At 40.8% G+C, this 19,134-nt stretch carries 19 protein-coding genes and 3 pseudogenes; 6 read left to right on the top strand and 16 right to left on the bottom strand.

Annotation, left to right across the window (positions count from 1 at the left end):
• Positions 1-40 precede the first annotated feature (40 nt).
• The 12 genes and pseudogenes from C805_RS27480 to C805_RS08945 form a co-directional block, all read right to left on the bottom strand.
• Positions 41-601: a PDDEXK nuclease domain-containing protein gene (locus C805_RS27480; protein ID WP_371197585.1), complete on the bottom strand. Its 561-nt coding sequence runs from the start codon at positions 599-601 to the stop codon at positions 41-43.
• Positions 602-655: 54 nt separating this feature from the next.
• A pseudogene (locus C805_RS27475) lies at positions 656-1,090 on the bottom strand (DUF1016 N-terminal domain-containing protein).
• Between the two features lie 231 nt (positions 1,091-1,321).
• Positions 1,322-1,594 (bottom strand): annotated as a pseudogene (locus C805_RS08985) (DEAD/DEAH box helicase family protein); the annotation flags it as partial.
• Between the two features lie 506 nt (positions 1,595-2,100).
• The gene (locus C805_RS08980; RefSeq protein WP_016213503.1) at positions 2,101-2,508 is read right to left on the bottom strand and encodes a radical SAM family protein; all 408 of its coding nucleotides are present in this window, start codon (positions 2,506-2,508) and stop codon (positions 2,101-2,103) included.
• Positions 2,509-2,739: a DUF5680 domain-containing protein gene (locus tag C805_RS26935; RefSeq protein WP_016213502.1), complete on the bottom strand. Its 231-nt coding sequence runs from the start codon at positions 2,737-2,739 to the stop codon at positions 2,509-2,511.
• Between the two features lie 16 nt (positions 2,740-2,755).
• The gene (locus tag C805_RS08970; RefSeq protein ID WP_016213501.1) at positions 2,756-3,640 is read right to left on the bottom strand and encodes a hypothetical protein; all 885 of its coding nucleotides are present in this window, start codon (positions 3,638-3,640) and stop codon (positions 2,756-2,758) included.
• A 260-nt stretch (positions 3,641-3,900) separates the two neighbouring features.
• A pseudogene (rhuM, locus tag C805_RS08965) lies at positions 3,901-4,814 on the bottom strand (RhuM family protein).
• Between the two features lie 57 nt (positions 4,815-4,871).
• Positions 4,872-5,129 carry a hypothetical protein gene (locus tag C805_RS0104290; RefSeq protein WP_155957606.1) on the bottom strand — a complete coding sequence of 86 codons (258 nt, stop codon included), beginning with the start codon at positions 5,127-5,129 and terminating at the stop codon, positions 4,872-4,874.
• 17 nt (positions 5,130-5,146) lie between these two features.
• Complete coding sequence (locus C805_RS25035) at positions 5,147-5,722, bottom strand: PDDEXK nuclease domain-containing protein (protein WP_016213498.1); 576 nt, start codon at positions 5,720-5,722, stop codon at positions 5,147-5,149.
• Positions 5,723-6,435: 713 nt separating this feature from the next.
• A complete protein-coding gene (locus C805_RS08955; RefSeq protein WP_016213497.1) occupies positions 6,436-8,022 on the bottom strand; it encodes a HAMP domain-containing methyl-accepting chemotaxis protein in 1,587 nt (528 codons plus the stop codon).
• 36 nt (positions 8,023-8,058) lie between these two features.
• Positions 8,059-9,345 carry an extracellular solute-binding protein gene (locus C805_RS08950; RefSeq protein ID WP_016213496.1) on the bottom strand — a complete coding sequence of 429 codons (1,287 nt, stop codon included), beginning with the start codon at positions 9,343-9,345 and terminating at the stop codon, positions 8,059-8,061.
• Positions 9,346-9,754: 409 nt separating this feature from the next.
• Positions 9,755-9,952: a hypothetical protein gene (locus tag C805_RS08945; protein WP_016213495.1), complete on the bottom strand. Its 198-nt coding sequence runs from the start codon at positions 9,950-9,952 to the stop codon at positions 9,755-9,757.
• Positions 9,953-10,091: 139 nt separating this feature from the next.
• Here C805_RS08945 and C805_RS08940 point away from each other — a divergent pair, with 139 nt between their 5' ends.
• Entirely contained in the window at positions 10,092-10,424 is a 333-nt protein-coding gene (locus tag C805_RS08940; protein ID WP_016213494.1) for a helix-turn-helix domain-containing protein, read from the top strand.
• Between the two features lie 89 nt (positions 10,425-10,513).
• Here the strand turns inward: C805_RS08940 and C805_RS25025 are convergent, their stop codons facing one another.
• The 3 genes from C805_RS25025 to ymfI form a co-directional block, all read right to left on the bottom strand.
• Entirely contained in the window at positions 10,514-10,885 is a 372-nt protein-coding gene (locus tag C805_RS25025) for a helix-turn-helix domain-containing protein (RefSeq protein WP_016213493.1), read from the bottom strand.
• A gap of 110 nt (positions 10,886-10,995) precedes the next feature.
• The gene (locus C805_RS25020; RefSeq protein WP_016213492.1) at positions 10,996-11,349 is read right to left on the bottom strand and encodes a helix-turn-helix domain-containing protein; all 354 of its coding nucleotides are present in this window, start codon (positions 11,347-11,349) and stop codon (positions 10,996-10,998) included.
• A gap of 138 nt (positions 11,350-11,487) precedes the next feature.
• Positions 11,488-12,222 carry an elongation factor P 5-aminopentanone reductase gene (gene ymfI / locus C805_RS08930; protein ID WP_016213491.1) on the bottom strand — a complete coding sequence of 245 codons (735 nt, stop codon included), beginning with the start codon at positions 12,220-12,222 and terminating at the stop codon, positions 11,488-11,490.
• Positions 12,223-12,449: 227 nt separating this feature from the next.
• Between ymfI and hpf the strand changes: the two genes are divergently transcribed.
• The 3 genes from hpf to murF all read left to right on the top strand — a co-directional run bounded on the left by hpf (position 12,450) and on the right by murF (position 15,671).
• Positions 12,450-12,977, top strand: a complete 528-nt coding sequence (hpf, locus tag C805_RS08925; RefSeq protein ID WP_016213490.1) for a ribosome hibernation-promoting factor, HPF/YfiA family — start codon at positions 12,450-12,452, stop codon at positions 12,975-12,977.
• Between the two features lie 240 nt (positions 12,978-13,217).
• Complete coding sequence (locus tag C805_RS08920) at positions 13,218-14,270, top strand: D-alanine--D-alanine ligase family protein (RefSeq protein WP_016213489.1); 1,053 nt, start codon at positions 13,218-13,220, stop codon at positions 14,268-14,270.
• 12 nt (positions 14,271-14,282) lie between these two features.
• Entirely contained in the window at positions 14,283-15,671 is a 1,389-nt protein-coding gene (gene murF / locus C805_RS08915) for a UDP-N-acetylmuramoyl-tripeptide--D-alanyl-D-alanine ligase (protein ID WP_016213488.1), read from the top strand.
• Between the two features lie 33 nt (positions 15,672-15,704).
• Here the strand turns inward: murF and C805_RS08910 are convergent, their stop codons facing one another.
• On the bottom strand, positions 15,705-16,442 hold the full coding sequence (locus C805_RS08910; protein WP_016213487.1) for a lysophospholipid acyltransferase family protein: 738 nt from the start codon (positions 16,440-16,442) through the stop codon (positions 15,705-15,707).
• 130 nt (positions 16,443-16,572) lie between these two features.
• Here C805_RS08910 and C805_RS08905 point away from each other — a divergent pair, with 130 nt between their 5' ends.
• Together C805_RS08905 and C805_RS08900 are read left to right on the top strand one after the other, a co-directional pair.
• Entirely contained in the window at positions 16,573-17,004 is a 432-nt protein-coding gene (locus C805_RS08905; protein ID WP_016213486.1) for a protease complex subunit PrcB family protein, read from the top strand.
• A gap of 523 nt (positions 17,005-17,527) precedes the next feature.
• Entirely contained in the window at positions 17,528-18,820 is a 1,293-nt protein-coding gene (locus tag C805_RS08900; protein WP_016213485.1) for a UDP-N-acetylglucosamine 1-carboxyvinyltransferase, read from the top strand.
• Positions 18,821-19,134 lie beyond the last annotated feature (314 nt).

Below are 19,134 nucleotides of genomic sequence, written 5' to 3'. Positions count from 1 at the left end.
AATCTAATCCTCATTCATCTACTTGTAATTACACACACCACTACATATTATCTACTTCTTCAAGCCATTCCCTTAACTTGTCCTGAAGTAATTTTTTATCCGGCAAATACAACTTATATTCTGATGCATAAATATTGGCCTCAGGTGGTAAAGTTAATTTTACCATTGCCTCTTTATTTTCTTTGCAAAGCAATATTCCTATTGTTGGGTTTTCAAATTCAGTACGCACCTCTTGGTCATAATAATTGACATACATCTGCATCTGTCCCAAATCCTGATGTGTTAATGTATCTACTTTCAAATCTATTAACACATAGCACCGAAGCAAACGGTTATAGAGCACAAGATCTACATAGTAATTATCTTCATCAAAAGTAAATCTTTTCTGTCTCTTTTCAAACAAGAAACCTTTCCCCATTTCCATAAGAAATACTTGCAATTTATCAATAATTGCTGCTTCCAAATCACTTTCCATGTACTCTGATTTTTCTTCTAGCCCTAAAAATCCCAACACTGTCGGCTGTTTTAATAAATCTTCGGGGTTCTTTATCATATTGCCCTGACGCGACAACTGCAATACCGAATCCTTGTTCCTACTCAAAGCCAATCTTTCATAAAGGCTAGAACTATATTGCCTTTGCAAAGTTCTATAATCCTACCCCTCATTATAAGCTTCTACCTCATAAAAATCCCTTTCTGCTATATTCTCGATCCTCATCAAAATTAAATAATGCGTCCACGTCAGTTTGTATGGAATTTCTTCCTGTCCTAAAATCCGAAGCATTGATTCGGATTTTGAATTTTCTAATCTCCGAAGCACTGATTCGGAAATCCTGTCACCAAATTTCAAGTAAAACTTCCTCATATTTTCCAAGTTATCAACCGAAAAACCTCATCCATATTTTTCCGTCAATTTCGCAGATAACTTTTTCAAAATTGATTTTCCATACTTTGCACGTACATTTCCCTGTTGTTCATTTTCGACAATCTGCTTTCCAATCAACAGGTTAGTAAGTATCTGCAAAAAATTCACTTGTTTAAACGCGTTCAAACGTGCGCTATCAACAATCTTGCTTACTTGACCATACAAAGGTTCAATATCATATTCTTTCAATTCGAGCCCATCTTTTTTCTCATTTTCATCACTCCCTTTTTATGTCCATTAAACGGTAATACTTTTCATCTCTTTACGAATGAAAGTCACTAAACTCATTCACTCCATGTAGCTTTATCCCGTCCATTCAGTCCATATAGTCCACAAAATATGGGATAAATAGCACCAAATACCCCTAAATATCACTCGTGAAGCACCTCGCTCTTAATAGGACACAAAATATTCTACCGCATTCTCCGGGAATATCTCCTTGAATTCGCCGTATAACTGAGCAGCTAATGTCTTATTATGGGCAATTACGAGTGTCGGTTTCTGCAAGGCTTGTATCACATTTGCCATTGTAAATGTCTTGCCGGAACCCGTAACCCCTAGTAAAGTCTGGAATTGATTGCCCTCCCTGAAGCCTTTGACCAGCTCGGCGATGGCCTGCGGCTGGTCGCCTGTGGGCTTGTAGGGGGCTTGAAGTTTAAATTTTGACATATAAAAACCTCTCTTTCACAGAATTACTTCAACTACTATGAGCCATAAAATTCGTATAAATTATTGTTTTTCGGTTGGTTTATACGCGAACTTTTGCAATTACACGAATGAAAGTCACAAATTCATTTTTTACAATTCCGCAACACTAAATAACACAAGATTATCACGGTATGCAATAAAGGTCACAAATTTTATAAAAATTTTGTCTTTATAGTATATCACCATATATAAAAAAAGTACAGACAAAATTGAACATTTGTTCTGTACTTTTTGGTTTCTTTTATTTATTATGCCAAAACTGCCTCCAGACAATCCATATAATCATCTTCTGAAAAATCTGTGCCTTCTTCTGTTTCTTGCTCCGTATTGAAAGTCTTTGTGTATCAATGTTCCGGATGTGATAGGCTTTCTACTCTACCTGCTTTGACAGTGCCACATCAAACATTGGATTTATGGAAATGTTTTCTTATTCACGGCATATTGTATGAACGTATTCGTCACCATTTTCACCACCCTTGCAAATTGGATATCCTTTTCAACAATTCTATATCTCGTAAAATAAGCGTTGATTTTGTTGAAATCGTAAGTTGGCAGTCTGCATTAACAAGCTGTTCTAATATCTTTCTTGCGATGCCATATTTCTCTTCATAAGAATTATAACAGTCTGTCACAGACGACATAAAAACAGATTTTCCTTTTATCTTCTTTAAATTAATAGGTTTTTCACAGTGTTTTATGTCTATAAATTCCCCCCATCCTTCCTTATGTCCTGTAAATCTTTTCATAAATCTTACATAGCAGTATTTCCAATCATAAGTACAGCCGACATAGGGATTTATCACATAATCACTTGCTGGCAAATTTGATTTCGATAAATAATCCTTCGTATTTATTTTTTGTTCTATAATATCCATCTACTGAATCACGCCTCCATGAAAATAACATTCATAAATTTTCTCATCCAAATAAAAAATATCCTCATATCCTTGAAACCAAACAAATTCACCATCTACTCTACAATGATAATCACCATTTGTATACATTTGGGGTCCCCGATAAAGAAATTTTTCCGTAACCTGTAACAAAACTTCTTTCAAAAACCCATTGTTAAAATTATCCCCTATCACCCGACCAGTATAATTCATGCACCAAATAAGATTATCATAGTATAGAATATATTAATGAGAGTGCTTCTCTTACAATATATTGAGTGCGTGGCATATTTATTTTTTCATATACCTCATAATCATAAGTTCCATACTCATCAAAATCATGATCATAAGCCATCGTAATTGGTAAAATGTCCGCTCCACCATACCTCTCTAGCTCATACCAAAAATTTTGATCCGCATCATCTTGAAAAACATTTGTATCACCTATTCTATTACATGATTTATACATATATTCTCTAACACTATCCTTGCATGAAATATCAAGTTTAACAGATTTACTCACTTCTTCCGAAAATATAAACAGGCGTAAATTCAAAAACTGGTAACAAATCTTAATATATTCCTCTAACACATCTTCATCAATCACCGCATCTTTAGAAAGATTAAATGGCATTGCATAAGAATAGTATTCTCGATATTCACGAAGTTTTTCCAACTGAACAACAATATCCCCATCTAAAGGACATTTTTTTGTTTTGCAAAATTGTTCATCAAAAAATTTTTTTACATTTTCATGTGATAACTGTAAAACTTTTTCATCATCATATGCAGTACATATAATCAAATTAGCTTGCATAGCCTGAAATAATGCATAATATATTAAGTAATAGTATGCAACAACGCACTCATTCCTTTTAGCAACTTTTGCTTCCACTAACATCTGTGCAGATGAATACATTAATTTTTTCGATTTATAATATCTAATAATAAATCTACCTTTCTGTTCTTCATTTGCTGTTGCATAATATTGCTTGTATGTATCCCTAACCCATGCATAATAATCACTTGCTTCACATTTATTATTTACCAGTTTTTCTAAAAGATTAAAATTGCAACTATATCCTCTAAATCTATCTTCAAAATATGTACTCATAGTAAACATCTCCTCAACTTTACGCCTTTCCAATCAGACAATCATGAATTTTTATATATAACAAATTCCTCTATACAATTCGTATTCCATTCTATCCCTGCCAGTCCAATCCCTTTCACATCATCTCCATTGGTAAAGACAATCCTTTCCTTCGGAAAAACATGCCACATATGTTAGCATTGAATCACCTGGTTCTTCACTTATTTTGAATAATACTTAGAACCCCTTCAAGAGAACAATAATATACAATCTCTGCAATTTCATTTTTCATTGCTTTCCTCCTCCATTTCTAACAACATACGGTTAAAATCACTCTGGTACAATTGATCCTGCCTCACACGGTACTTTTCAAATTCACTCAACGCATGCTGCTCTGCTATTTTTGCTGAAATAATTCCACAAGATCTAAATAAGCATTAACAATCCTCACCATTGCAGATAATTCATCCTCTGCCAGATAGTTTTTCGCTACAACCACATCAAATCTCTGAATTTTCCCATTCGGTGAATCTTCCCATGCTTGAAGCCCCATATGCTCCTTCACACTGTCTGCTCTATGGTAAATTACTTCTGACGCAGTTTCCCCATGAATCGCCCAGTGAAGTTGGTTTTGGACTTTTGCAAAAAAACGTCTGGTTGTCTGTGCTTTCGGATCATAATCTATACTTGTGGCATATATACCCGTAACCTTCTGGTAAAATCTCCGTTCCGATAACCGAATTTCACGGATTCTCTGTAATTGCTCTTCAAAATAATCCTTTGTTAAAATTGTCCCAAAATTTTTAAGTCGTTCATCATCCATTGCAAATCCTTTAATGGTAAATTCCTCTATAATCCCATTTGCCCACTTACGAAATTGCACTGCCCGTTCTGAATCAACTTTATTTCCTACCGCAATTATAGCTTTTAAACTGTAGTGATTTGCATTATAGACTTTGCCATCTGATGCAGTTATTCGAAATTTTCGAATAACTGATGCCTCATCCAATTCACCATCTGCAAATACCTCTTTCAAATGGTAATTTATGGTATTTGTTTCCACATTATAAAGTAACTCCATTGTTTTCTGGGAAAGCCAGACATTTTCGTCAAAATATATTGCATTTACATCACTTTTACCAGTAGCTGTAATAAACGTCAAATACTCTGCTGCCAAAGAACACAAAATGGATATTTCTTTTTCATCACTTTACTCTCTCAAAATTTCTCTTCACTAAATGTCCATATAATATTATCCAGTCCAATCTACATATAGCTTATATGTCTCAGCCATCGCCATTATAATTTTTGTTATAGTATTATCCATATCTGATGCTGTGACTTCTATTCTCAGCTTAGGCATTTTAGGTATTATGGCAGAATAATCTAACGTACAGCAATTGTATAATTTTTCAACTATATCTTTTTCTATTCCGATTTTATTAATTAAGATCTTTTTCATTTTCCAAGAGTAAGCAACTGGCACGGCACATCTTTCTCCTTCTGCCATTTTATAAACATATCTCATTATGAATTTTCACTGCAAAAAGTCACAAATTTTATCCGCCTAATACTGCCTGGTCCGCAATCACCCATTTTGTCCACAAAATCCTTACTTTCCGGTACAAAACAACACCAAATATCATAAAAAACCAAATCTATATAGAAATCTGTAGTTTCTGTACACATCCTCATCTGCCTTCCCACAAACGAGACCCTTTTCACATTTCCAGTAGAAATTTTTGAAGATAATTTATAATAGCTGTTTCTAAATCGCTTTCTAATTGGTTGGTAATTTGAAGTAACACTCATAAATTCAAATACAAATGGATCTTTCACAAATTCCAGTACTTTATTCTCTTTATCAGGCAATTGTGCAGAGAACATTCTTTTGTAATATCCACTCTTGATATTACGCTCCAAAACTCTTACCGACCAGTTCTCAGTCAAAACTTCATTTAAGTAAAAGTTCCTTTCTTCTTCATCAGAAATACGCATTATACTTCTTAGATGAGACCATGGAATTTTTCCAGCTTTTGCAAATCCATATGACTCCTCCGAAAATGCCAGATAAAATTGGCTGCAATTTTTTAAATTTGCCACTGAAAATCCTGTCCCAAATTCGTCTGATAATTATTTCGATAGATTTTTTATCAGATAAGAACCATATTTCGCTTTCTTTCACCATATTGTTCCTGCCAACAATTCTCCGTCCCACATTCCAATATACCTGTATCATGATTCCATTAGCCCTATCGTAAGCCTGCTCCCTCGCGCGTTTCAATATAAGACGTACATCATCATATCATTGCTGCTCCAAACCTGCTATTAATTTATATTTTTCCTGTTTTATCATTTCATCTCTGTTTCTCATACTCTCTCCGTCAAATTGGCTACACATGTGTAGCCAATTCATTTTAATACACTTTCCTGCATTTTCAGTTTTCTATATTTCTAATCAAAATAAAATCATCTCTCACCTTACATCCCTTATTTGTTAAGCCCCAATATAATTTTCCAGTATCATTATTCCAACGAGAATATACTAATTTAAGCGCTCGGTATTGATTCAACAGTTTTTTCACAAATTGTTTGTCATCAAATCATCTTCCGCCCCCTGTCATATCTGTTTTTACCCGAAAACAGCACGGAATAACGCCAGCCGGTACCGATAGTATTATCCCCTTATCTGGTTTATCATTATAGTATATAAATCAAAAAAGTACAGACAAGATCAAACTTTTGTTCTGTACTTTTATGAAATCCGAGTTTCCTGTGTTTTCCCTTCATGCAGGAAAATTCACTGCCTTCCTTTATCACAAATTGGCAAAAGTTATCGTTTCTTCTTCCAGTTCCACCGCAACTTTATGATTTATGTCCATGCGGTTTGTGATTTCCGTCATATCTGTTACCAGATGCTGAGCGCTGCCTGCAACACCGGAAATACCGGAAACCCCATCGTCAATGGCTTTTGTAATGGTATCAATAGATACTACGATTTCTGCCATGGAAGACTTCAAATGGTCGGTATTGGTGTTAAATGCAGCCATAGTCTGGCGGATATATGCGGCGTCCTCCTGGTACTGCTGCCCGCAGGCAACAAAAGAAAGAAATTCTTTTAAAACAGATTCCTCGATGTAATTCACAAGACTCTGGGAATTTTCGGAGAGGTTGTATACCGCATTGGTCACAGTAGCATTCACTTTTTGGATTCGGTTTGCAGTCTCACTGCTGGAGGATGCAAGCTGACGGATTTCTTCTGCTACTACAGCAAAGCCCTTTCCCGCTTTTCCGGCTCTTGCCGCTTCCACGGAGGCATTCAGAGCAATCAGGTTCGTCTGAGCGGAAATTTCCAGGATAGCATGGGTAAGGCTGTTTACCTGATCCACGCTGCGGCTCCCTTCAATAGCTCTGTTCAGAACATCTAAAATTTCCTTCATTTTGGCACTTGTATTATTCAGGCTTTCCTGTGCAGATTGTCCCATATCTTCAGCCCGTACGTTCATTTCATTGCAGTAGGCGGTGATTTTTTCGCACTCCTCCGCCATGCTTTCCGCATCCTGCTGCACATTTCTGGCATTTTGATTGATGTGAGAAGTATTGTTAGCCACTTCCTGAATGGTTGCTGACAGCTCCTCAGCAAGGGCAGATAAATCTACCGCGCTTTCACTGGAAGTATGTGTCCGCGACAAAACCTCGTCCACCACGCCGCTGATACGCCCGGAGCAGCCTCGAAGTGTTTCCAGAATATTTTTAATGGGCCTGACCACAGATCTCAGGATAAGGGAAATTGTAAAAAATACAAGTATAACACAGGCAAGAGTGGAGGCGCTGTTCGTAATCATGGAACTGAGATAAACAGAAGAAAGCTGCTTTCTTGCCTGAGTTGTACGGCTGCTGATAGAACTGTCCAGAACAGCGATATTGTTTTCCACCGCCGCGCTGAAAGATGCCACATCACCGTTGGCGCAGGCATAAGCATCCTGTGTTTTGCCGGATGCGCTGGCACATACAAGAAAAACAAGAGCGTGCTTTAACGAATCATAATCAGAAAGCAGAGCATTATAAGTCTCTCTGTCGTCCTCAGTGATATAGCTTTCGTATTTCGTCAGCAAATCGTCCAGATTTTTTTCTTCTTCTTTTATATCATTTACCAGGGTAATCATCGTGCTGTAATCTGTGGCCACAATATGAGATAACGCCATTTTATGTATGTTCATCACAGACTGGCGGAGTTTCGCCAGCTGGTTTTTTCCTTCCATATAATTATCCGCAATATTGGCGGCATTATCATTGACCTTTTTAATATTGGAAACTGCAAGGAGATTTGATATCAGCACTACAATCCCAAGCAGAGCAATGGGTAATATTAAGCGATATTTAATGTTCCATTTTTTCTTCATAATCCCTGTATCCTCCAGACAAAACAGATATATTCTTTATGGTGCGGTGATCCCCTCCACCATTATATCAAGCTGTTCCTGCAATTCTTTTCCTTCCGGATTTCCGGCAGCCATGTTCGTGGCAAATACTGATACCGGATCCCAGAAGTTGCTGCCGATACGCTGCAGACAGGAAAATTCCGACTGTTCCAGCAAAGCCGTAATAGCGGGAGAATTCTGCACACTGGCAGAAGCCGCAGCCTTTGTGTTTGCGGGGCCCTGCCCACGCATTTCAAAGCGAAGCTGCTGGTTTTCTTCATTAGAAATCCATTCTGCCAGTCTGGATGCCCATGCATACTGCCTGGAATAGGCATTAACGCCAATTAATTTATAGCCGGAAAAAGAAGCCATTTGTATTTGCCGTCCTGCGCAGGTATAGGAAGGAAGTCTGGCGGCGCCGTAATCTGGCCCCAGGGCATCTTTCATGGCAACCTCATTCCATATGCCGCTGACTCCGGCAATGACAGAGCCATCCAAAATCCCTGCAAGAAAACCAGACTCTTCCGTACTCAGAAAAGCAGGGCTGTCGGCAATGGAAAGCATGGCGCTGGCAACATCTTCTCCCTTAATGTCTCCGTCTGTCCCGTTCCAGGTACAGTAATTCGTAATTCCGTCATCGTTTAATCCCACTTCCAGACCGGTGTTGCCAAAGAAAGCGTATACATACCAGGCAGAAGACCAGTCCATGGTAATTCTTTTTTGATTTTCTTCCGCAATCTGCAGTATACGGTCAAAGGTTTTTACATCTTCTTCCTTCAAATATTGCTTATTATAATAAAGGAAATAGCCGTTATCCGCCGTTAAAGGATAAGCATACAGCACGTCTTCCACAGAAGCGGCTTCTATGGCTCCGGACAGATTTTCTGAGTTAATCCGGTCCGCATTTTCTACCGGTTCCAGAGCCCCTGCCGCTACCAGGGCATTCAGCTGATCATCGGCAAAGGCGAAGACATCCGCCCCGGCTTCCAGATCTGCCAGTAAAGCGTCTTTGCAGCCGGCTTCGCTTTGGGCGGCAAATGTAATATTGAAATTTGCCTGTCCTTTGTATTCTTCCTGAAAACTTTCCGTAATTTGCTGCAGAAGCACCTGGTCTTCTTCGGCGCCCCAAACCACCAGTTCCACATCCTCGTTGCTTTGCAATGTTTTTGCCTCATCCATGTTTTCATCCCTGTTCTGCAGTCCAGTATCAGAATCGGCAACCCTGTCTTCTTTTGCTCCGGCACATCCGAACAACAGAGCAGCCAGTACAGCAGTTACAAAAAACATGCCTGTTCTTTTGCTCATAATGTATCATCCTCTCATTCTGTTATTTTTTATCAGCAATATTATAAGCGAAATGCTCATGAGACAGTCCTGGAATTTATTTCTCCCGTTATGCAGCATTTTTCTGCTGCATGTCTGAATTATGGTGCCGGATTATGTTCCGGCCCTGACGTTATTATATCAATTTACCAATTTTCATTCAATCTTTTTCCTGTTTTTCCGGTTCTGTTTTTTGTTTCTTTTACATTCGCCCTTTCGCCCGCCACAAAATAATCTGCCACACGTTCCATGGCAAATTCTTCAAAAATAAAAACATATCTGGATAAAAACAGAAATTACTCAAAAAAGAACCGGATACCCGGAATAGAAAAGAATCCAATCAAAAAAACAGAAAGCCGCAGCTTAATTCATATACAGCTTTTAAATATATTTAGTCATCCAGAGGTATATTCTCCGGACGAATATGGAGATAGGCACATATCCGCAGGAATTCATCTGCCTCCAGAATTTCACCCGTTCCCACATAAAATTTCTCTGCCGGAATTCCCAGCACATTTGCAACAATCTCTTCTGAAATGTGTTTTTCCCTCATCTGCTCTGCCAACCATCTCTTCGCCTGTTCCCCCATACTGCCCCTCCCTTTTTTTATCTATTATATTCTCTTTTAAAAAGAATTTCAATCATTCATTTACTTGGATTAAGAGAATTTTTTCTAATTTATTGACGCGGATTTTTGGGTAGTCTATGATTAGAAAAGAGGTGAGCGCATGAAAAATCCGAATATTTCCAAAGTTTTAAAGGCATATCGCAAACTAAACAATTTTTCCGTTAATGACCTGGTAATAAGGCTGGAAGATCATAATCTGCCTGTTGCCCCGAAAACGATTTATGGATGGGAAAGCGGCCAGACGCAGCCAGATGCGGATACGCTGCTGATCCTCTGTAAAATATATAATATTGATAACATTCTGGGTACTTTTGGCTATAATGATTCTATGGATAATATGTTCCTTTCCGAAGAAGAACGCACACTGATTCTGCGGTATCGAGACTGTCCGGAAATGCAAAATGCTGTAAAAAAGCTGTTGGAAATGCCTTAAAACAAAAATCAGCCTTTTCGTTATGAAGGCTGATTTTTGTTTTAAGGACAGATGTGTCCCTGCAGGTTCATGGCAGCTCTTCCTGTTTCTCAGGAATGAGCGCCGGAACGTGTTTTGGAGGTTTTCTGTCGTTTCAGTTCAAGATTCTGATAAAACTTTGCCTGCTCTACAATTAACTCCTGCCGCTCCTGCGGCAGAGAACGGTACAGATGTATCAAAGCTCCTTCTGCAGGACTTAAGGAAGAAGGAGAAGGCTTCTTTTCACTGCTGAGACCCAGAAGATAATCTGTGGATACATTAAAATACTGCGCAAAACGAACCAGTGTTGCAAAATCAGGTTCCCGATTATTATTGACATATCCATTTACAGTGGACGATGCGATATGAAGATCCAGAGACAGCTGCTTCTGTGTCAGATTTCTTTCTTCAAGCAGATTTTCCAGGCGGATATAGAAATCCATAAGGGCACCTCCATTTCAGATAATTGAAATACCTTTATCTTAATAGAATATGCCTCAGTAAAAAAAGAAATACGCAGATTGAAATTTCATCCATGCAGTTTGAGTATTTTTTATTTCTTCTGAGGGAAGCTCAAATCATGATTACAGTATATATGCGCCTGTTTAATCAGATAAATCTGTTCCTGTGGTCCAAGGGCCCGGTATGTATACAGTAAATCTTCCTCATTATCATCATAAAATTTTTCAGGATTATATGGCCGGCGAATGTCTGTAACACCCAGAAGGTAATCGGTGGACACCTGAAAATATTTGGCCAGTTTAATCAGAGTTGCAAAATCCGGCTCTCTGTTTCTTCTCAGGTATCCATTCAGGGTAGACGGTGCGATATGAAGTTCCGTAGATAATTTTTTCTGAGTAAGATTGTGCTCCTCTAACAAATTTTCCAGTCTGCTGGATAATTTCATAATTATACTCATTCCTCTTTTGTAAAATAACTCTATCACATAAAATCATAATACGATAGAAATATTTTACGAAAAAATATTTGGAAAATTACGGAATTATTCAAATCGCGAATTGTATTCACAAACGTGAATCCACTGCTACTGCCAGCCGCCATCCAGCGTAATCACCTGTCCCGTCAGATAGTCGGGGGCATTGACCAGAGACAGCGCCAGACTGGCAGCTTCCTGCGGAAGCCCGAACCGTCCCACAGGAATCTCCTCTGAAATCTGCCGTCTCTCATCCTCTGAAAAGCACCGATTCATCCTGGTGTCTATCACGCCGCATGCAATGGCATTCACTGTAATGCCGCTGGGCCCCAGTTCTTTTGCCAGCGCCCTGGTAAAACCATTGACGCCGCCCTTGGAAGCAGAATAGGCCACTTCACAGGAAGCTCCCACATTGCCCCATACAGAAGAAATATTCAGAATCCTGCCTGATTTTTCATGTACCATGGGGGGAATGGCATGTTTGCAGCAGCAAAACATGGAAGTAAGATTGACCTGGAGAACCCGGTTCCATTCCTCCAGACTCATATCCGTAAGAAGTCCCACATGGGAAATACCCGCATTATTAATTAAAATATCCGCCATACCGAACTTTTGCTGAATCTCTCCAAAAGCCTGTTCCACAAATTCCTCATCACTCACATCCCCCACCAGCGGCAGACAGGGCACCTGGAAAGCATCCGAAAGGCGCTCTGCAAATAAATGCAGTTCCTCACCGGAAGATTTACAGTTTATGGCAAGAGAATACCCTCTGCGGGCAAATTCTTCCGCGATGGCCCGGCCGATGCCGTGTGAGGCGCCGGTAATAAAAACAGTTTTCGATTTCATATCAAATTCCTTTCTTCAGTAACTGGTTCTGTATTTCCGACTGCCGGAAAAGGTATCTGTTCCAGATTAAGTATAACATCTTCTGAAATTTCCGACTATACACACAAAATAAATTTTCATACTATCCGACGGAAAATGTCAGGAATTCCCATAGATTTGTTGTATTCATATTTCAGGTATGGTATAATTATACCACCTAAAAATAAACGGAAAAGGGGTTGGACACCATGCGTATTACAATCAGCGGAAAAAATATCGACATAACAGACGGACTGCGGAAAGCGATAGAGGAAAAACTGGCAAAACTGGAGCGGTATTTTACACCGGAGACAGATATCATCGTAACTCTGAGTGTGGAAAAAGAGCGTCAGAAAATCGAAGTTACCATCCCGGTAAAAGGAAATATCATCCGCTCCGAACAGGTGAGCAATGATATGTATGTTTCCATAGATCTGGTAGAAGAAGTAATTGAGAGACAGCTGAAGAAATACAAGAACAAGATTATCGACCAGCAGCAGGCAGCCGGAAACTTCCAGCAGGAATTTATTGAAAAAGAAACCGATGACGACGAGGAGGTAAAGATTATCCGCACCAAACGTTTCGGCATGAAGCCCATGTATCCCGAAGACGCCTGCGTCCAGATGGAACTTCTGGGACACAACTTCTTTGTATTCCAGAATGCGGAGACAGAAGAGGTAAACGTAGTGTACAAGCGTAAGGGAAATACCTACGGCCTGATTGAGCCGGAATTTTAAGGAATCACATACACGGAATTTAAAAGAACAGTCGGAAAACAGTACGCCACAGATGCTTTTCCCCTGTTCTTTTTTTCTGCAGGAAATTCCTCCGGATCTGCCTCTTTTGCTTTCAGACAGACTCAGATGTCAAAAAGTGCGTAATATTCGAAAAAAGTGCCGAAATGGTCAGAAGTCCTTGCCACAGGGAATAAAATAGTATAAGATAGCCACAGAATATTGAATTCAGGGAGGTTTCAAATGAATATTGTAGTATTGGCAGGAGGACTGAGCACTGAGCGGGACGTATCCTTTGTGACGGGAAAAAATGTTTCGGATGCCCTGAGGCGGAAGAACCATAACGTTATTTTACTGGACGTCTTTATGGGGTATGGAGACGAACCGGAAGATTTAACGGGAATCTTTGACCGCTGCGAAGAAGCCAGTGCATCCGTAACGGGCATATCCGCAGAGACACCGGACCTGGAGGCGGTAAAGAAAAGCAGAAAAGATCAGAGCAGCTGTTTCTTCGGCCCGAATGTAATTGAACTGTGCCGCATGGCGGACATGGTATTTATGGCTCTCCACGGGGAAAACGGAGAAGACGGCAGAATTCAGGCAGCCTTTGATTTATATGGAATCAAATATACCGGAACCGGATACTTAAGCAGTGCTCTGGCCATGGATAAGGAACTGTCCAAGCGCATGTTCCTCACGAATCACATCCCCACGCCTGCAGGTATTTCCATGAGCAAAGACAACTGCCTGTCAGATTTCAGTAAGACCGGGCTGAAACTGCCCTGTGTGGTGAAACCCTGCTGCGGGGGATCCAGTATCGGGGTATCCATTGTACGCACGGAAGAAGATTATCAAAAAGCACTGGATGATGCATTCCGCTGGGAAGAAAAAATCATTATCGAAGATTATATAAAAGGACGGGAATTCTCCGTAGGAGTCATAGATTTTCAGGCATTACCGGTAATTGAAATCGCTCCGCTGGAGGGATTTTACGATTATAAAAACAAATACGCAGCCGGCAGCGCAGTAGAAACCTGCCCCGCAGAGCTGCCCTCCCATATTACAAAAGCCATGCAGGGTTACGCAGAACAGGTGGCCAGAGTTCTGAATCTGGAAACTTACGCCCGTATGGATTTCCTGCTGGATGAGCAGGAAAATATTTACTGTCTGGAAGCAAATACCCTTCCCGGCATGACATCTGTAAGCCTGCTTCCTCAGGAAGCCCTGGCAGTCGGCATGGATTTTGAATCCCTCTGCGAACGGATTATTCAGATTTCCATGAAAAAATATGAATAAACGGAGGAAGTTATGAAACATTTGACTTTGGAGCACATTGCAGAAGCATGCAACGGCATATATGTTGGTGAAGAATCAGAAAAAAATACCGTAATCCGGGGCGCGGTCACAGACAGCCGGCTGGTGGAAGAAGGATTCCTCTTTATCCCCATCAAAGGAGCGCGGGCAGACGGCCATGACTTTATCCCGGATGTACTGAAAAAAGGCGCCGCCGCAGTCCTCTCTGAAAAAAGACTCGAAAATTGTCAGAAACCCTACATATTAATAAAGTCCGGAGAACAGGCGCTGAAAGATATTGCAAAATTTCACCGCAGCCACCTTACCATTCCCATTATCGGTATCACCGGAAGCGTTGGAAAAACCAGCACCAAAGAAATGATTGCCTCTGTGCTTTCTGAAAAATACAGAGTGCTGAAAACAGCCGGAAATTACAACAATGAAATCGGTCTCCCTCTCACTCTGCTGCGTATTCAGGAAAACCATGAAGCTGCTGTTGTGGAAATGGGCATTTCCGATTTCGGAGAAATGCACCGGCTGGCGGAAATGGCCCGTCCGGATATCTGCGTCATCACCAATATCGGCATCTGCCACCTGGAAAACCTCAAAACCAGAGACGGCATTCTGAAAGCCAAAAGTGAAATATTCGATTTTCTGGAACCGGAAGGAAAAATCGTATTAAACGGAGAGGATGACAAACTGGCCACCCTGAAAGAAATCAAAGGCATCCGCCCTGTTTTCTATAGCTTTGGAGAAAATCAGACCATACAGCAGGATATTTATGCAGACAACATCAAAAACCTGGGCTTAAAGGGAGTGGAAACGGTAATTCACACTCCCTTTGGCAGCATAAACGTGCACATTCCCATTCCAGGACAACACAACATTTTCAACGCCCTGGCAGCCACAGCCGCAGGACTGGCTCTGCACATGCCCCTGGAAAAAATCAGGGCAGGAATTGAATCCGTGGAAACAATCGGCGGCCGCTCAAATCTCATTGAAACAGGGGGCCTGATTCTCATAGATGACTGTTATAACGCAAATCCCGTATCCATGCGGGCTTCTCTGGACGTACTCAGCAACGGGCTTGCCAGAACCGTAGCTGTACTGGGCGATATGGGAGAACTGGGGGAAAATGAAAAACAGCTTCATTACGAAATCGGCGCTTACGCCGCAGAAAAACAGATTGACACCATCTTCTGCTCAGGTCCTCTTTCCAGAGAAACTGCCAGAGGCGCCTGCGACACCAACGACTGGTGCGAAGTATTTCACTTTGATTCCCTGGAAGAAATGCAGTCTCAGCTTCTGGAATACCTGCAGGAAGGCGATACCGTTCTGGTAAAAGCCTCCCATTTTATGGATTATCCCAAAGTCGTGGAAGCCATCCGGGAACATTTTAAATAATGATTAATGCTGTAGGAAGCCCATAAAAACTTCCTACAGCATATCCTGATGTTTTTTCAGCATTTCTTCAATTTTAGAGCGTGTATAGGCTCCGGAAAACTTTCGCTGCTCTTTATCCAGTTCTTTTATCAGAACAGGTTCCCCGTATTCCACAATCACATGACATTTTCTGATAAAAGGCATATGGCTTTCAAAAATGTTATGGGTATTGGAAATGGCCACAGGAATCACAGGACATCCCGTTTTTTCAGCCATTTTCAGACTTCCCTCTTTAAAAGGCATCATGCCTTCTTCCGGATGGGGATTTCTTGTACCTTCCGGGAAAATACATATGGAAATTCCATGTTTAATATGGTCAATTCCGGTCAAAACCATTTTCAGCCCTTCCCGCATATCCTTCCGGTCCAGAAACAGACAGTACAGCATCTTCATCCAGGTGGAAAGCAGAGGATATCGCTGCATTTTATCCTTGGCAATATATCCCGTAAGCCCCGGACATCTGGAATAAGTAATCACAATGTCAAAGTAACTGAGATGATTCGGTACATAGAGCACCGGCTGGTCCTTCGGCACATGTTCTTCCCCGATCACAGTAATCTCCGTTCCCGCAATGAACAGCACCACTTTAAAAGCCCACTGGACAATCCTGAGACTGCTGATATCCGCAGCATAAGGATTGAATTTCCTCAGAATCTTTTCCCCAATCATAACCGGTATGGAAAGAATCAGGAAAGTGATCAAAAAAACAGCCACCAAAATTATTCGTATCATAGTATTCTACCTTTTCCTTATTGATGATTCACTTTTTATATTATACAGAGTGGAAACCGGAAATACAATCATAAATAACAGAATTTTTTCATAAAATTCAGGAAGAATGTAAAAAAACAGGGAACATCTTATGAAAAAAATGTATCGGAACATTTTCATCCGCAAATTTTTCCTCCTGCTGCTGTTACTGTGCCTGCCCCTCCTGCCGGGATGCGGAGTGGAAGAAACAGACACGGAAAAACTGAAAGATCTTTCCTACGAAATTCTGGAAGAAAAAGACATTCCGGCAGAATTTCTGGCGGTGATTGAAGAGAAAAAAGAAACGATTTTCAAACTGACCTACACAGATAAAGAATATCTGTACATTGCAGTGGGATATGGCGTACAGGAAACAGGCGGTTACAGCATTTCCATCAACGACTGTTACCTGACCAGAAATGCCATTTATTTTGACACCACATTAATCGGCCCCTCCAAAGGCGAAAAAATCAATCATGTAAAATCCTGGCCCTATATTGTAATACAGACAAAATATCTGGAAAAAAACGTGGTATTCGAATGATACCACGTTTTTTGTTTTACAGGTGAAATCCGCTGCTTTCCTGTCCTTTGGTACGCAGAAATGGGCAGGCAACACTCTGTTATATTGCAGGAAATTCCTGTAATATAAAAAAACAGTAGGAATTCAGACAGAAATGTGGTAAGATAACAACCGGAGCCTGTATTACAGCCTCAGCACTGTATAATTTTAAATTGGACAAACACAGGCAAATTTTCTGCGGAATAAAAATCTTTCTGCCGGAAAAGGGCGCATGAATTTCCAGGAAACGCCCATACTAAAAACAGTTATTTTCAGAAAGGTCATGCACAGTTCAGGTAATTCAGCATAAAATAAGATAAGCTGATACCCACAGCCCGCGGCTGAAAAAGCGGTGCTGACACGTGAACCCGGAAAAGGAAAGATTTACAAATCGACAAAGTGTGTTATAATAGTACATAAAGATTTTTTTGTCAAAAACAGACAAAGGCAAAAAGATGTTACTATGATAACTTCCTGTACGAAAAATATAGCATAGAGGTGCAATATGGAACAGTATGTGATTAAAGGAGGTAATCCGTTAGTCGGCGAAGTGGAAATCAGCGGAGCCAAAAACGCGGCCCTTGCAATTCTGGCAGCTGCCATCATGACGGATGAAACCGTAACGATAGATAATTTACCCGATGTAAGGGATATTAATGCTCTGCTTCAGGCAATGGGAGACATTGGAGCAAAAATAGACAGAACAGACGCACACACCGTTAAAATAAATGGTTCTTTTGTAAAAGATATTCCGGTAGACTATGATTCTATGAAAAAAATCAGAGCTTCCTACTATTTGCTGGGCGCCATGCTGGGCAAATACAAACGGGCGGAGGTTACTCTGCCGGGAGGATGCAATATCGGAAGCCGCCCCATGGATTTGCATATTAAGGGATTCCGCGCTCTGGGTGCCCATGTGGAAATCCGTAACGGCGCAGTTGCGGCAGAAGCAGATCATCTAATCGGAAGCCACATTTATTTAGACAAGGTATCCGTGGGCGCCACCATTAATATTATGATGGCAGCAGCCATGGCAGAAGGAAAAACCACCATTGAAAATGCGGCGAAAGAGCCTCATGTGGTGGATGTGGCCAATTTCCTGAACAGTATGGGGGCAAATATCCGCGGTGCGGGAACCGACGTTATCCGTATTGTGGGAGTGGAAAAACTCCATAAAACAGAATATTCTGTAATTCCGGACCAGATAGAAGCAGGCACCTTTATGTTTGCGGCAGCAGCTACCAAGGGGGATGTTACCGTCAAGAACGTAATTCCCAAGCATCTGGAAGCCACAACAGCAAAATTGCTGGAAGCAGGCTGTGAAGTGGAAGAATTTGACGACGCTGTCCGCGTGGTGGCCTCAAAACCGTTGCGTCATACTCAGGTTACCACATTGCCCTATCCGGGATTTCCCACAGATATGCAGCCTCAGATGTCTGTGGTACTGGGAATTGCCCAGGGAACCAGCACCGTAACCGAAAGTATCTTTGAAAACCGTTTCAAATACGTGGATGAACTGACCCGTATGGGGGCTGATATCAAGGTGGAAAGCAATATTGCTATTATTAATGGTGTAAAAGGTTACACCGGAGCCAGAGTCAGCGCACCGGATTTAAGAGCCGGAGCAGCCCTTGTTATCGCAGGCCTTTCCGCCGAAGGCGTTACTATCATAGACGATATCCACTATATCCAGCGAGGTTACGAATCTTTTGAGACCAAACTGGAAGGCCTTGGAGCCCAGATTGAAAAAGTAAGCACAGAAAAAGAGATTCAGAAGTTTCAGTTTAAGGTAAGCTGAGGCTCATGCTGTATACGATTCTCCGGGGACTTCCACAGTACCTGTGAAGGGACTTTAATCACGGTCAGAAACGGAACCGTCACCCAGGAACGTCTGGAAGCATCTTTAAACAGAATTTTAAAAATAAAGCTGAGCGGCCTGTAAACCAGAAGCTGCTCAGCTTTTTATGCTGTCATTTCTTTCCTCTCAGAATTCAGATATCACAATCAACTCCATTTCCGCCCCCCCTGGTACCCGAACTCCATACAGAGAATGAATTTATACAAATTTTATAAATTTTTATAAATTTTCCATATGATTTTCTACAAAAACTG

Origin of the sequence: Eubacterium sp. 14-2, from assembly GCF_000403845.2 — a bacterium.
In the GTDB taxonomy this organism is placed as follows: Bacteria; Bacillota; Clostridia; order Lachnospirales; family Lachnospiraceae; genus Petralouisia.
The sequence above is the reverse complement of the archived record's forward strand: the minus strand, read 5'-3'. Positions and strand labels throughout refer to the sequence as shown.

Bases quoted from the DNA above. Each gene is read 5' to 3' on its own strand.
- murF (WP_016213488.1), top strand. From the start codon at position 14,283: ATGAAACATTTGACTTTGGAGCACATTGCAGAAGCATGCAACGGCATA.
- C805_RS08940 (WP_016213494.1), top strand. From the start codon at position 10,092: ATGAAAAATCCGAATATTTCCAAAGTTTTAAAGGCATATCGCAAACTA.
- C805_RS08950 (WP_016213496.1), bottom strand. From the start codon at position 9,345: ATGAGCAAAAGAACAGGCATGTTTTTTGTAACTGCTGTACTGGCTGCT.
- C805_RS08920 (WP_016213489.1), top strand. From the start codon at position 13,218: ATGAATATTGTAGTATTGGCAGGAGGACTGAGCACTGAGCGGGACGTA.
- C805_RS08910 (WP_016213487.1), bottom strand. From the start codon at position 16,442: ATGATACGAATAATTTTGGTGGCTGTTTTTTTGATCACTTTCCTGATT.
- C805_RS08945 (WP_016213495.1), bottom strand. From the start codon at position 9,952: ATGGGGGAACAGGCGAAGAGATGGTTGGCAGAGCAGATGAGGGAAAAA.
- C805_RS08905 (WP_016213486.1), top strand. From the start codon at position 16,573: ATGAAAAAAATGTATCGGAACATTTTCATCCGCAAATTTTTCCTCCTG.
- C805_RS26935 (WP_016213502.1), bottom strand. From the start codon at position 2,739: ATGAATTATACTGGTCGGGTGATAGGGGATAATTTTAACAATGGGTTT.
- C805_RS08955 (WP_016213497.1), bottom strand. From the start codon at position 8,022: ATGAAGAAAAAATGGAACATTAAATATCGCTTAATATTACCCATTGCT.
- C805_RS25025 (WP_016213493.1), bottom strand. From the start codon at position 10,885: ATGGATTTCTATATCCGCCTGGAAAATCTGCTTGAAGAAAGAAATCTG.
- C805_RS08970 (WP_016213501.1), bottom strand. From the start codon at position 3,640: ATGAGTACATATTTTGAAGATAGATTTAGAGGATATAGTTGCAATTTT.
- ymfI (WP_016213491.1), bottom strand. From the start codon at position 12,222: ATGAAATCGAAAACTGTTTTTATTACCGGCGCCTCACACGGCATCGGC.
- C805_RS0104290 (WP_155957606.1), bottom strand. From the start codon at position 5,129: ATGGCAGAAGGAGAAAGATGTGCCGTGCCAGTTGCTTACTCTTGGAAA.
- hpf (WP_016213490.1), top strand. From the start codon at position 12,450: ATGCGTATTACAATCAGCGGAAAAAATATCGACATAACAGACGGACTG.
- C805_RS08900 (WP_016213485.1), top strand. From the start codon at position 17,528: ATGGAACAGTATGTGATTAAAGGAGGTAATCCGTTAGTCGGCGAAGTG.
- C805_RS25020 (WP_016213492.1), bottom strand. From the start codon at position 11,349: ATGAAATTATCCAGCAGACTGGAAAATTTGTTAGAGGAGCACAATCTT.
- C805_RS08980 (WP_016213503.1), bottom strand. From the start codon at position 2,508: ATGGATATTATAGAACAAAAAATAAATACGAAGGATTATTTATCGAAA.